Source organism: Marinovum sp., assembly GCF_048263515.1.
Lineage (GTDB): Bacteria > Pseudomonadota > Alphaproteobacteria > Rhodobacterales > Rhodobacteraceae > Marinovum.
The window spans coordinates 52,725-65,856 of sequence record NZ_JBLXEC010000012.1 but is presented as its reverse complement, the minus strand read 5'-3'; the positions used below and the strand labels follow the sequence as shown (position 1 = coordinate 65,856).

The 13,132-nt window shown below is 65.2% G+C and carries 10 protein-coding genes and 1 tRNA gene; 9 read left to right on the top strand and 2 right to left on the bottom strand.

The window, feature by feature from the left end:
• The first annotated feature begins 573 nt into the window (after positions 1 to 573).
• Genes ACN0SE_RS12555 through ACN0SE_RS12535 form a run of 5 tightly spaced genes read left to right on the top strand, consistent with a single transcriptional unit; the run spans position 574 to position 6,129 of the window.
• A complete protein-coding gene (locus ACN0SE_RS12555; protein ID WP_417524866.1) occupies positions 574 to 2,199 on the top strand; it encodes a peptide ABC transporter substrate-binding protein in 1,626 nt (541 codons plus the stop codon).
• A 53-nt stretch (positions 2,200 to 2,252) separates the two neighbouring features.
• Positions 2,253 to 3,176, top strand: coding sequence for an oligopeptide ABC transporter permease OppB (gene oppB / locus ACN0SE_RS12550; RefSeq protein ID WP_417524865.1), 924 nt, complete (start codon positions 2,253 to 2,255; stop codon positions 3,174 to 3,176).
• 4 nt (positions 3,177 to 3,180) lie between these two features.
• Positions 3,181 to 4,134 carry an ABC transporter permease subunit gene (locus ACN0SE_RS12545; protein ID WP_417524864.1) on the top strand — a complete coding sequence of 318 codons (954 nt, stop codon included), beginning with the start codon at positions 3,181 to 3,183 and terminating at the stop codon, positions 4,132 to 4,134.
• A 1-nt stretch (position 4,135) separates the two neighbouring features.
• On the top strand, positions 4,136 to 5,113 hold the full coding sequence (locus ACN0SE_RS12540) for an oligopeptide/dipeptide ABC transporter ATP-binding protein (RefSeq protein ID WP_417524863.1): 978 nt from the start codon (positions 4,136 to 4,138) through the stop codon (positions 5,111 to 5,113).
• On the top strand, positions 5,110 to 6,129 hold the full coding sequence (locus tag ACN0SE_RS12535) for an ABC transporter ATP-binding protein (RefSeq protein ID WP_417524862.1): 1,020 nt from the start codon (positions 5,110 to 5,112) through the stop codon (positions 6,127 to 6,129). The genes ACN0SE_RS12540 and ACN0SE_RS12535 overlap by 4 nt, the downstream gene beginning before the upstream one ends.
• A gap of 4 nt (positions 6,130 to 6,133) precedes the next feature.
• Here the strand turns inward: ACN0SE_RS12535 and ACN0SE_RS12530 are convergent, their stop codons facing one another.
• The gene (locus tag ACN0SE_RS12530; RefSeq protein ID WP_417524861.1) at positions 6,134 to 7,303 is read right to left on the bottom strand and encodes a pyridoxal phosphate-dependent aminotransferase; all 1,170 of its coding nucleotides are present in this window, start codon (positions 7,301 to 7,303) and stop codon (positions 6,134 to 6,136) included.
• A gap of 214 nt (positions 7,304 to 7,517) precedes the next feature.
• Between ACN0SE_RS12530 and ACN0SE_RS12525 the strand changes: the two genes are divergently transcribed.
• The 4 genes from ACN0SE_RS12525 (at position 7,518) to ACN0SE_RS12510 (ending at position 12,007) form a co-directional block, all read left to right on the top strand.
• Positions 7,518 to 8,675 carry a CaiB/BaiF CoA transferase family protein gene (locus ACN0SE_RS12525; protein WP_417524860.1) on the top strand — a complete coding sequence of 386 codons (1,158 nt, stop codon included), beginning with the start codon at positions 7,518 to 7,520 and terminating at the stop codon, positions 8,673 to 8,675.
• 87 nt (positions 8,676 to 8,762) lie between these two features.
• Positions 8,763 to 10,811, top strand: coding sequence for an ASKHA domain-containing protein (locus tag ACN0SE_RS12520; RefSeq protein WP_417524859.1), 2,049 nt, complete (start codon positions 8,763 to 8,765; stop codon positions 10,809 to 10,811).
• Between the two features lie 369 nt (positions 10,812 to 11,180).
• Positions 11,181 to 11,822, top strand: a complete 642-nt coding sequence (locus ACN0SE_RS12515) for an outer membrane protein (protein ID WP_417524858.1) — start codon at positions 11,181 to 11,183, stop codon at positions 11,820 to 11,822.
• A gap of 111 nt (positions 11,823 to 11,933) precedes the next feature.
• Positions 11,934 to 12,007 (top strand) — tRNA-Gly (locus ACN0SE_RS12510).
• Here the strand turns inward: ACN0SE_RS12510 and ACN0SE_RS12505 are convergent.
• Positions 11,996 to 13,120, bottom strand: coding sequence for an acetoin utilization protein AcuC (locus ACN0SE_RS12505; protein WP_417524857.1), 1,125 nt, complete (start codon positions 13,118 to 13,120; stop codon positions 11,996 to 11,998). The two genes, ACN0SE_RS12510 and ACN0SE_RS12505, sit on opposite strands and share 12 nt — an antisense overlap.
• Positions 13,121 to 13,132: the final 12 nt, after the last annotated feature.

Genomic DNA, 13,132 nt, shown 5'->3' with positions numbered 1-13,132 from the left:
GCCGCCCTCCGGCACGGCGATTTGGCTGACGTGAGCGCGCCGCTCCGGTCTTCTCCGGATTTGGCTGAGATAAAGCGCTGCCGAACCAATTGAAGATCGCCGCACCGCGGCCCGTCAATCCGCGGCTCTCCCTAACGTCGGGCTAATAGCGCCTGCGCGTTAACAGCGGCTGCAAGCCGCCGCGCATCATGCCAGAGGCATGCCTTTGGCATGACGGGCCGCCCTCCGGCACGGCGATTTGGCTGACGTGAGCGCGTCGATCTGATCTTTTCCGGATTTGGCGGGGATAAAACGCTGCCGAACTGGGGGTGGATCGCCGCACCGCGGCCCGCCAATGCACGGCTCTCCCCGACCGAACCAACTGAGGTTCGCCGCACCGCGACCCGGCGATGCGCGGCTCGGTGCCGCAGACCTCTCAGCGGAAACCCGCTGCCATCCACCGCACCGCGACGTCAACCGCAGCGTGAGCGCTCACACCGCTGGACTATGCCTAGTTTCTTGGCGATGTTAAGCGTCTGACCTTCAGGGCCCACCAGAGAAGAGGCCCGAGACACCATAGAAAGGGAGACCAGAATGACACGCAATCTCTTGCTGACGACGGCCACCGCCGTCCTCGTGGCCAGCGGCTCGATGCTCGCCGCTCAGGACACGCACCCCGTGACCGGCGAACCCCTGGCCGAGAGCCAGGTGTTCAAGTATCGCCTGCTCGACCAGTTCCCCACCATCGACCCGCAGCTGATCGAGGAAACCGCCGGCGGCCACGTCGCCCGCCAGCTTTTCGAAGGCCTGCTGACCCAGGATGCCGAGGGCTCGCTGCGCCCGGGCGTGGCCACCGAGTGGTCCTCCGAGGACAACCAGACCTGGACCTTCAAGCTGCGCGACAATGCCAAGTGGTCCAACGGCGATCCGGTCACCGCGCATGACTTTGTCTATGCCTGGCGCCGTGCCGCCGATCCGGCGACCGCTTCGGAATACGCCTGGTATGTCGAGCTGACCCAGATGAAGGGCGCCAAGGAAATCATCGCCGGAGAGGCCGCCACCGACACGCTGGGCGTCAAGGCGATCGACGACCACACCCTCGAAGTGACTCTGAACCAGCCGCTGCCCTATTTCCCGCAGATGGCCGTGCATTACACCCTGATGCCGACCCACCAGGCCACCATCGAAGCCCATGGCAACGACTGGACCGACCCGGAAAACATCGTGGTCAACGGCGCCTACAAGCTGGCCGAGATCCGCGTCAACGAATTCTTTCGGCTCGAGAAGAACCCGGAATACTGGGGCGCCGAGGACGTCATCATCGAAGAAGTCGTGGGCTATGTCATCAACGACGCCAACCAGGCGCTGAGCCGCTTTCAGGCCGGCGAGTTCGACATGATGGACGACCTGCCCGCAGGCTCCTACCCCGACCTTGAGGAGGAAAGCCCGGAGACCGCGCATGCCACACCGCGCCTCTGCTCCTATTACTACACGATCAACCAGTCCGAGAGCGGCCACGAGGCGCTGAAGGACGTGAACGTGCGCAAGGCATTGTCCTATGCCGTCCGCCGCGACGTGATCGTCGATCAGATCCTGCAGGCCGGACAGAAGCCCGCCTACAGCTTCACCCATTGGGCCACGGCCGACTTCGAGCTTCCCACCATCGACTATTCGCAGCTGAGCCAGGACGAGCGCATGGCACAGGCGATGGAGCTGATGAAGGAAGCGGGCTATGGCCCGGACAATCCGCTTGAACTCGACCTGATCTACAACACCTCGGAAAACCACAAGCAGATCGCCATCGCGGTCAGCCAGATGTGGAAGCCGCTCGGCGTCGAGATCAACCTGTCGAACTACGAATGGCAGTCCTACCTCGACATCCGTGGCAACCAGCAGTTCGATCTGGCGCGGTCGGCCTGGTGTGCGGATTACAACGAGGCCTCGACCTTCCTCGACCTGCTGACCTCGAACAATGCCAACAATGACGGCAAATACGTCTCGGAAGAGTTCGACAAGCTGCTCGACGAGGCCGCCAAGGCCGATGATCCGCAGCCGCTTTACACCAAGGCGGAAGAGGTGCTCGCCCGCGACATGGCGATCATCCCGATCTACCACTACACCCAGAACTTCGTGCTGAACCCGGAGGTCAGGAACTGGCCGATGGAGAACGCCGAGAACAACTGGTACGTGCGCGATCTCTATCGCGTCGCGGCCGAGTAACGGGCGGGCGCCGGGGCGGCTGATCCAGCCCGCCCCGGCGCACCCTGCATCCCATGATAGCATTCATCCTTCGCCGACTGCTGTTCGCGATCCCGGTCCTGTTGATCCTGATCGTGCTCACCTTCGTCCTGATGTACACCGCGCCGGGCAGCCCCTTTGCCTCTGATCGCGGGGTGCCGCCGGCGGTGCTGGCCAACCTCGAACGCGAATACGGCCTCGACCGGCCCTTCATCGCCCAGATCGGCACCTACATCTGGAACATCGTCACCCAGTTCGACTTCGGCCCCTCGTTCCAGTACCGCGACCAGGACGTCAACGACCTGATCGAACAGGGGTTTCCGGTCACGCTGACCTATGGCTTCTGGAGCTTCATCGTCGCCGTCGTCGTCGGTGGCACGCTGGGCATCGTCGCGGCGATCCGGCAGAACACCTGGCTCGACTATTTCGCCGTCGGCATCTCGATCGGCGCTCAGGTGCTGCCGAACTTCGTGATGGCGCCGATCCTTGTGCTGATCTTCACCGTCTGGCTGGGCTGGTTGCCCGGTGGCGGCTGGCAAGGCGGCCAGATCGAATACCTGATCATGCCGGTGATCGCGCTCTCGACCTCGTTCATGGCCTCGATCGCGCGGATCGCCCGGGCCTCGATGCTCGAAGTGATGACCTCGAACTTCATCCGAACCGCCCGCGCCAAGGGCCTGCCGGGCCGCACCATCGTGCTGCGCCATGCGCTGAAGCCGGCGCTCTTGCCGGTGATCTCCTACCTTGGACCCGCCTTTGTCGGCATGATCACCGGTTCGGTGGTGATCGATCTCTATTTCTCCACCGGCGGCATCGGCCAATTCTTTGTCGCCTCGGCGCTGAACCGCGATTACGGCGTGATGATGGGGATCACGGTGCTCTTGGGCGCGCTCACCATTCTGTTCAACCTGCTGGTCGATATCCTCTACGCGTGGATCGACCCCAAGATCCGGTACTGACGCAATGGTAGTCTCCAGATCCCAATCGGCGGCACTGGCCGCCGCGGCCCCCATGGGGCCGCCCCGCTCGCTCTGGGCCGATGCCCGCGCCCGTTTCTTCCGCAACCGCGCCGCCGTTGGCGGGCTGATCGTGCTGAGCCTCGTGGCTGCCTTTGCGATCTTCGGCCCCTTCGTGGCGCAGCATTCCATCGAGGAAATCAACTGGTCGATCCTCGGCAAGGTCGATGACGCCGGCGGGCCCTGTTTCCTGTCGGGTCCTGACAACGAGATCCCGCCCTGTTCCGAGACCGGCCATTGGTTCGGCACCGATGCCCAGGCCCGTGATCTCTTTGCCCGCACCGTTCAGGGCACCCAGATCAGCCTGATGGTCGGCGTCGTCGGCGCGCTGATCGCGGTGCTCGTGGGCACGATCTACGGCGCGGTCTCGGGCTATTTCGGCGGCAGGCTCGACAACGTCATGATGCGCATCGTCGATGTGCTGATGTCGGTGCCTTACATGTTCGTGCTGATCCTGCTGCTGGTGGTGTTCGGCCGGTCGATCCTGATGCTCTTCATCGGCATCGGTCTGATATCATGGCTCGACATGGCGCGGATTGCCCGCGGTCAGACGCTGAGCTTGCGCGGGCGCGACTTCATCGAAGCCGCCATCGCCACCGGCGTGCACCCTTTCCGCATCATCCTGCGCCATATCGTGCCCAACCTGCTGGGCGTGGTGATCGTCTATGCGACGCTGCTGGTGCCCTCGATGATCATCTACGAAAGCTTCATCTCCTTCCTCGGGCTCGGCGTGCAGGAGCCGCTGACCTCCTGGGGGGCGCTGATCAACGAAGGCGCCGACCAGATGCGCCAGGGACTTTGGATGTTGTTGATACCACTCGCTTTCTTTGTCGTCTCGCTGTTCGGCTTCTTCTTTGTCGGCGATGGTTTGCGCGACGCGCTTGATCCGAAGGACCGCTGAGATGACAGAGCAACTACTCTCCGTCCGCGACCTCTCGGTCAGCTTCGACACGCCCGACGGCACGGTGCGCGCGGTCAACGGCATCTCGCTAGACCTGGCCAAACAGGACACCCTGGCCATCGTCGGCGAAAGCGGGTCCGGCAAGACGCAGCTGGCCTTTGCCATGCTGGGGCTGCTGGCGCGCAACGGCCGCTCCGAGGGCTCGGTCAAGATCGAAGGCCAGGAGATCCTCAACCTGCCGGAGGCCAAGCTGAATTCCGTGCGAGCCGAGCGGGTGGCGATGATCTTCCAGGATCCGATGACCTCGCTGAACCCCTACCTCAAGATCGGCACCCAGATGGCCGAGGTGCTGCAACTGCACCGCGGCATGTCGAAGCGCGAGGCGCTGAACGAATCCGCCAAGATGCTCGACGCGGTGCGCATTCCCGACGCCAAACAGCGGCTGGGCATGTATCCGCACGAGTTCTCTGGCGGGATGCGCCAGCGGATCATGATCGCCATGGCCCTGCTCTGCCGCCCGGCGCTGTTGATCGCCGACGAGCCGACCACCGCGCTCGACGTCACGGTGCAGGCGCAGATCATGGAGCTTTTGAGCGAGGTCCGGGCCGAGTTCGGCACCGCGATCATCCTGATCACCCATGATCTGGGCATTGTCGCCGGCACCTGCGAACGCACCATGGTGATGTATGGCGGCCGGGTGATGGAGACCGGCCCGACCGACAAGGTCTTCGAGACGCCCTCGCATCCCTATACCCTGGGCCTGCTTGCCGCCGTGCCGCGGCTCGACATTCCGCAGGACGAGCTGCTGACCATCCCCGGCGATCCGCCGGATCTGCTGGGGCTCACCGGCGGCTGCCCCTTCACCCCGCGCTGCCCATTGGCGCATGGGCCCTGCCCGGAGAAGATGCCGCCGCTGGAACGCTTCGACGATGACCGCAAACGCGCCTGCCATGCGCCCCGGGAGGAGGTTCACCGATGACCGACGTGCTGCTGGAAACCCGCGATCTCGACGTCACCTTCGACATCCCGAAACGCGGCGCCATGCCTTGGACCAAGCCGGACGGCCTGCAGGCGGTGTCCAAGGCCAACCTGACCGTGAACCGTGGCGAGACGCTGGGTCTCGTCGGCGAAAGCGGATCGGGCAAGTCGACGCTGGCCCGCGCCATCGTCGGCACGGTCAAGCCTACGGGCGGCCAGGTGTTGTGGAAGGGCAAGGACATCACCGCTCTGAAACCGTCAGAGCGGCGCGCCCATGGCCGCCATGTTCAGATGGTCTTTCAGGATCCGCTGGCGGCGCTCGACCCGCGGATGAACGTCGGTCAGATCATCGCCGAGCCGCTGAAAACCCACCGCGGCGATCTGGATGCCAAGGAACAGCGCCGCCGCGTCGGCGAGATGATGGAGCGTGTGGGCCTTCTGCCAAACCTGCAGAACCGCTATCCGCACGAGTTCTCCGGCGGCCAGTGCCAGCGCATCGGCATCGCCCGCGCGCTGATCACCGAGCCCGAGCTGGTGATCTGCGACGAGCCGGTGTCAGCACTTGATGTATCGGTGCAGGCTCAGGTGGTAAACCTTTTGAAGGGCTTGCAAAAAGACATGGGCCTGAGCCTGATGTTCATTGCGCATGACCTCTCGGTGGTGCGCCATATCTCGACGCGGATCGACGTGCTCTACCTCGGCCGTATCGTCGAGACCGGCACCGCGGCAGAGGTCACGGGCGACCCCAAGCACCCCTATACGCGGGCGCTGATCTCCTCGGTGCCGATCCCCGATCCGAAGCTCGAGCGCAGCCGTGACCGGCCGGTGCTGACCGGCGAGCTGCCCTCGCCGATGAACCCGCCGTCGGGCTGTGTCTTTCGCACCCGCTGTCCGATCGCGCGAGACGCCTGTGCCAAGGAGCGGCCGCCGCTGCTCGAGGCGGCGCCGGGCCATTGCGTCGCTTGCCCGTACTACGAGGAGGCCAGCGCCATGGGCGGCGCTCTGCCCGTCGCCTGAGGGCCTAGAGAATGGCGGCGATGCGGTCGATGGCCCTGCGGATGTTGTCCTCGGAATTGGCGTAGGAGAACCGCAGGTAGCCTTCGCCCATCGCGCCGAACGAGGTGCCCGCCACGGTGGCCACCCCAGCCTCGTCGAGAAACCGGTTCTGCGCCTCCATGGCGCTCATGCCGGTGCCCTCGATGTTCGGGAAGGCATAAAACGCGCCGCCGGGGTCCGTGCACCGCACCCCCGGCAGCGCATTCAGCGCCTCGACGATCACCGCGCGGCGGCTGTCGAACTCTGCCACCATCTGCGTTACCGCGTCCTGCGGGCCGGTCAGCGCGGCAAGGCCGGCGTATTGCGCGCTGGCGTTGACGCAGGAATGGTCGTTGATGCAAAGCCGCGTGACATGGTCCACCGCCGCCTCCGGCCAGACCGCGAACCCCAGCCGCCAGCCGGTCATCGCATAGGTCTTGGACCAGCCATCGAGCAGGATCAGCCGGTCGCGGATCTCGGGATATTGCAGCAGGCTGACGTGCTCCTGACCGTGATAGAGCATCTGGCTATAGATCTCGTCAGACAGAAGCGCCACGTGAGGATGATCCAGCAAACCCTTGACCAGCTTGTCGATCTCTTCGCGCGGCGTGACGCCGCCGGTGGGATTGGCGGGCGAATTGATGATGATCAGCCGGGTCTTGTCGGTGATCTGGCCCAGCACCTCGTCGGCGGAAAAGGCAAAGCCGTTCTCCTCGCGCAACCGGATCGGCACCGGCGTCGCGCCGGAATACTTGATCACCGACTCGTAGATCGGAAAGCCGGGGTTCGGATACATGATTTCCGTGCCCGGCTGGCCGAACATCAGCACGGCAAAGAACATCGTCGGCTTGCCCCCCGGCACCACCACCACGTTGTCGGGGTTGACCTCGGCGCCGTGTCGACGGTGCAGATCCGCCGCCACCGCCTCGCGCAGCGCCGGCAACCCGTTGGCGGGCGTATAGCCGTGATGACCGTCACGCAGCGCCTTGATCCCGGCTTCGACGATATGTTCGGGCGTCTGGAAATCCGGCTGGCCGATCCCGAGGTTGATGATGTCGCGCCCCTCGGCCGCCAGTTTCGAGGCGCGCGCCAGCACCATGAAGGCGCTTTCGGTTCCCAGCCGCGAAAGGCTGTCGGCAAAGATCAGGTCAGACATCGGGGAGCTTCCGTTGAGAGCGTTGAAATCTTGCGCGGATGCTACACCGCGGCTGCGCAAGGGAAAACCGGCTTTCCGCTGCCCGGAAATCAGGCCCCGCCCCGAAGCGATGGGCCGAAATCAGCCCAAGGCTGCAGGCTGCCTTGCCGCTCGCGTCAAAATATCGGTCATACTCCCGGCGTAGTCTGAGGCCGATCAACCCGGGGAATCGCCAATGCCCAATCCGCTTGCCAATGTGACCGTCCTCGACCTGACCCATGTGCTGGCCGGGCCCTTTGCCACCATGACGCTGGCCGATCTGGGCGCCCGGGTGATCAAGGTCGAACGGCCGCGCAGCGGCGACGACACACGCGCCTTTCCGCCGTTCAAGGACGGCAAGAGTGCCTATTTTTCGGCGCTCAATCACTCCAAGAAAAGCATCGCCCTCGATCTGAAGGCCGAAGCCGACCGCGTGGTCTTTCACCGGTTGCTGGCGCGCGCCGACGTGGTGGTCGAGAACTTTCGCCCCGGGGTAATGGAACGGCTGGGCTATGGCTGGTCCGACCTGCACGCCGCCTATCCGCGGCTGATCTATGGCGCGGTCTCGGGCTTTGGCCACACCGGGCCGGATGCCAAGCGACCCGCCTATGACATGGTGGCCCAGGCCCGCGGCGGGGTGATGTCGATCACCGGCGAGAAAGGCCGCGACCCGGTGCGCGTCGGCGCCTCGATCGGCGACATTATCGCCGGCATGTACCTGACCCAGGGCGTGCTGGCGGCGCTTTATGACCGCGAGCAGACCGGCAAGGGGCGCAAGATCGACATTGCCATGCTCGACAGCCAATTGGCGATCCTGGAACATGCGATTGCCATCACCACCGCCACCGGCACGCCACCGGGCCGCACCGGCGCGCGCCATCCCTCGATCACCCCCTTCGAGACCTTCCACGCCTCTGACGGGCTCTTTGTCATCGCCGCCGGCAACGACCAGCTGTTCGAAAAGCTCTGCATTTGCCTGGCGCTGCCGATCAACGAGGATCCGCGCTTTGCCACCAACCCGGCGCGTTGCAAGAATGCCCGCCTTCTCAAGCGCTTGATCGAAGCGGTGACGCTGGACAACACCACTGCTTTCTGGATTGCCAAGCTCGGCGCCGCGGGCATTCCGACCGCGCCGATCCAGGATGTGGCGCAGGTGCTCAAGGACCCGCAGATCCTCGCGCGGAAAATGGTGGTCGACGTGCTCGACCGGAACGGGCGGCATGCCTTTACTGCCGCCGGCAACCCGATCAAGCTGTCGGGGATGGAGGATCGCACCACCCGGCCGCCGGCGCCCGACCTCGACGGCAACCGCGGCGAGATCCTGCATTGGCTCGACGAGGCCGAGGCACGCTGACGCATCCGCGGCCCCGCCTGCCGCTTGTGGCCTTTCCCTCTGGCGCTCGCTGCCTATAGTCGCGCCAAACGCGTGAAAGAGAATCCCATGGCCCCCCAAGATCCCCTTGTCGTCTTTACCCCCTCCGGCAAACGCGGCCGCTTTCCTGCCGGCACACCGATCCTGACCGCCGCCCGGCAGCTGGGCGTCGATCTCGACTCGGTCTGCGGTGGGCGCGGCATCTGTTCGAAATGCCAGATCACCCCCGGCGTGGGCGAGTTTTCCAAGCACGGCGTGACCGTTGCGCCCGACGCGCTGTCGCCCTGGAATTCGGTCGAGGAACGCTACGACCAGAAGCGCGGGCTGAAACCCGGCCGTCGGCTGGGCTGTCAGGCGACGTTGCAATCGGACGTGGTGATCGACGTGCCGCCCGAAAGCCAGGTGCACAAGCAGGTGGTGCGCAAGGCGGCCAGCGCCCGCGTCATCACCATGGACCCGGCGACGCGGCTCTATTTTGTCGAGGTCGAAGAGCCCGATATGCACGAACCCACCGGCGATTTCGAGCGGCTGGAACGCGCGCTTGAAAAGCAATGGGAGATCAAGGGTCTGCGCGCCGATCTTGGCCTGATGGGTAAACTCCAGAAAGTGCTGCGCAAGGGCCAGTGGAAGGTCACCGTGGCGCTGCACCGCGACCACAAGGCCGACCGCTCGACGGTGATCGACATCTGGCCCGGGCTGCATGAGGCCGGGCTTTACGGTCTCGCCATCGACCTTGGCTCCACCACCATCGCGGCGCATCTCACCGATCTGGAGACCGGCGAAGTCAAGGCCTCGTCCGGCATCATGAACCCGCAGATCCGCTTTGGCGAAGACCTGATGAGCCGGGTGTCCTATGCGATGATGAACCCCGGCGGCGAGGCCGAGATGACGGCGGCGGTGCGCGAGGCGCTCAACACCCTGTTCGAGGAAATCGCCAAAGAGGCGGAAATCGACCCGGCGCTGATCGTCGAGACGGTTTTTGTCTGCAACCCGGTGATGCACCACCTGCTGCTGGGCATCGACCCGGTGGAACTGGGACAGGCGCCCTTTGCGCTGGCCACCTCCGAGTCGCTCCGGATCGACGCGCGCGAGCTTGACCTGACCGCGATCAACCCGCGCGCCAGGACCTATGTGCTGCCTTGCATCGCCGGCCACGTCGGCGCCGATGCCGCGGCGGTGGCGCTGTCGGAAGAGCCCGGCAAGAGCGAGGACCTCGCCCTGATGGTCGACGTCGGCACCAATGCCGAGATCCTGCTGGGCGACAAGACCCGCGTTCTGGCCTGTTCCTCGCCCACCGGCCCGGCCTTTGAAGGCGCGCAGATCTCCTCAGGACAGCGCGCCGCGCCCGGCGCCATCGAGGCGATCCGCATCGACCCCGTGACCAAGGAGCCGCGTTTCCGCGTCATCGGCTGCGATCTCTGGTCCGACGAGGACGGGTTTGACGAGGCCACCGCCGCCACCGGCATCACCGGCATCTGCGGCTCCGGCATCATCGAGGCGGTGGCCGAAATGCGCCTTGCCGGTCTGGTCGATGCCTCCGGCCTGATCGGCGGTGCCGATCACACCGGCACGCCGCGTTCGATCCCCGAGGGGCGGACGCACGCCTATCTGATCCACGATGCCAGCGCCGAGGGCGGTCCGCGCATCACCGTGACCCAGGGCGATATCCGCGCCATTCAGCTCGCGAAATCAGCACTATACGCCGGGGCACGGCTGTTGATGGACACTCGCGGTGTCGATCATGTCGACCGGGTGGTGCTGGCCGGGGCCTTTGGCGCGCATATCTCGCCGCTACATGCCATGGTGCTGGGGATGATCCCGGACGTACCGCTCGACAAGGTGACCAGCGCCGGCAATGCCGCCGGCACCGGCGCGCGCATCGCGCTCTGCAATGTTGCCGCACGGGCCGAAATCGAGCGCGTGGTGCGCCAGATCACCAAGGTCGAGACCGCGATCGAGCCGAAATTTCAGGAGCATTTCGTCAACGCCAACGCCATCCCCCATGCCACCGATCCCTTTCCGGAACTGCTCAAGCTGGTCACCCTGCCCGACGTCAGCTTCAACACCGGCGGTGACGAGGGCGACGGCGGCCGCAGACGGCGGCGCCGGCGCGGCTGATCGCGCGGCGAGGGCACCAGTGCAGAACGCCCGACATGGGCGGTCTGCCGCGGCTCGCCCGCCACACTGTGACGTTACGGCAACGCATCGCCTTCAGCAATAATATGTGATCACCCGCACCCGCATGAGTCGTGTTTAGATGCGGTTCGGGATCCTCATTCCGAACCGTCCGAAAGGCCCGCCTTTCGGAACGAGGCAGCTGTAACCGAAACGGCCGTTTCCACGTCAATCGGTTGATAATAATAGGGTTTTCAAATGACCACCAGACTCTCACAGATATCCCGGGCGGCGATTGTCGCAGCCCTCGCCAGCGCCGGCGCCGCCTAGGCCGCCGGTTTCGACCCCACGCCGGCGCCAGCCCCCATCCCGGTGCCGATCCCCGCACCGCCGCAGGGTGTCGACTGGTCCGGCTTCTACGGCGGTATCGGCGCCAACTACGCGCGCGGGAACGTGGACTGGGAAGACAACGACGGCGGATTCTATTCCACTGCGCCCGGCGACGATTTCGATGTCGAGATCGAACGCGGCGCTGCGGGCGTGCAATTGGGCTATGCCTTTCAGACGTCGAACAACCTGGTATTTGGTGTCGAACTGAGCGGCCTGGCACTCGACCTCGAACACCAGGCCCAGAGCCCCTACTTCGCCTCCGACGAATTCTCGGGCTCTATCAGGAACCCGCTTGCCTTGACCGGTCAGGTGGGCTTTGCGCGGGGCCGTCTGAAACCCTATATCGAGGCCGGTGTCGCAACCGCCTCGGTCGGCATCAAGCACGACGACAATTTCTTTCTCGAGGAATTCGAAAAAGAGGAGAAGCGCACCGGCTATGTCGCCGGCGTTGGCGTGGGCTACAAGGTGTCCGATCGCGTGTCGGTGGGCATGAGCTATCGCCACTTCGACTTCGGCACCATGGAGCATGACGGCACCTCCTCGCCCTCGAACTTCAACGAATCCTTCGACGTCGATGCCAAGCTGGGCGTCGCCTCGATCTACTGGAATTACCACTTCAATTGATCGCTGTCGCTGGTTGGGCCCAGGTCCTGCCAGCGTCGCTTTTCTGACCTTGGTCGGGCGCCATCCCTCTTGCAGAACCGCCGCCGCTGCGGTATTTCCAGCCCCCAGAGCGCGGGTATGGTGAAAAGGTATCACGCGAGCTTCCCAAGCTTAAGTTACGGGTTCAATTCCCGTTACCCGCTCCAATCCCACCGCTTTGCCAGTTCTCTCGCCGCGTCGGCCAAGGTGTCGATTTCGGCGCGCACCGGTCCCGGGCGCGGCACGTCCTGCAGCGTCTTGGTGAGATAGCCCGGCACCGCCCCGCGCTGTCGCACCCAGGTCAGCGCCTCGAGGATTTCGCGCGGCTCGCCCTCCAGCTGCTCCGGCAGGTCCTGCCTGCTCAGCACGCCCCAGACCCCGGTCCAGAGCCGCCCGACGCTCCAGGGATTGTAACCGCCACCGCCCAGCACCAGGAGCCGCGGGGCCGCGTGTTTCAGACGCGCCACGAGATCGAAATGCGCTTGGTTCGACAGGCTCAACCGCGCCAGAGGGTCCTCCTCGACCGCATCGGCACCGCATTGCAGCACGATCACCTGCGGATCCAGCCGGTCGATCGCCGGCAGGATCACCCGGTCGCGCAGAAGCGCGAATTCGCTGTCGTTGAAACCCCGCGGCACCGGCAGGTTGAGCGCCGCGCCATCGGCGCGGTCGGTAAAGTCGCCGGTGAAGGGCCAGCGCTTTGCCTCGTGGACCGAGATCATCCGGATGTCCGGCGCGCCGGCCAGCGCCGCCTCGACCCCGTCGCAATGGTGCGCGTCGATGTCGAGATAGAGGATCCGCTTGAGCCCCTGCGCCCGAAAGGCCAGCAGCGCCAGCACCGGATCGTTGAGGTAGCAGAAGCCGGCCGCCCGGTCGGCCATGCCGTGATGGGTGCCGCCGCCGGGGTTGAAGACGATGCCGCCGTCCCGCAGCAGCGCCGCGCCCAGCAGAGAGCCGCCGGCGGCGGTGGCCGGACGGCGAAACATCTCGCCGTAGATCGGGTTCGACAGGGTGCCCAGCCCGTGGCGGTCGCGGATGTCGTCGCTCACCGCCTGCGCGGCCTCGGCGGCCTGAAGCGCGGTGATGTACCGGGGTGTGTGGAAGGTCTGCAACGCCACCGGCTTGGCCCGCGGCGAGACGCGGTAGCGCCCCTCCGGCAGCCAGCCCAGCGACCGCGACAGGTCGATCACCGTCGGCACCCGGGGAATGCTCAGCGGATGCTGCGCGCCGTAGGTAGAGCCGCGGTAGATGCCGGACCCGATGAAAACCGCCTCTGTCATGTCAGCCAATCT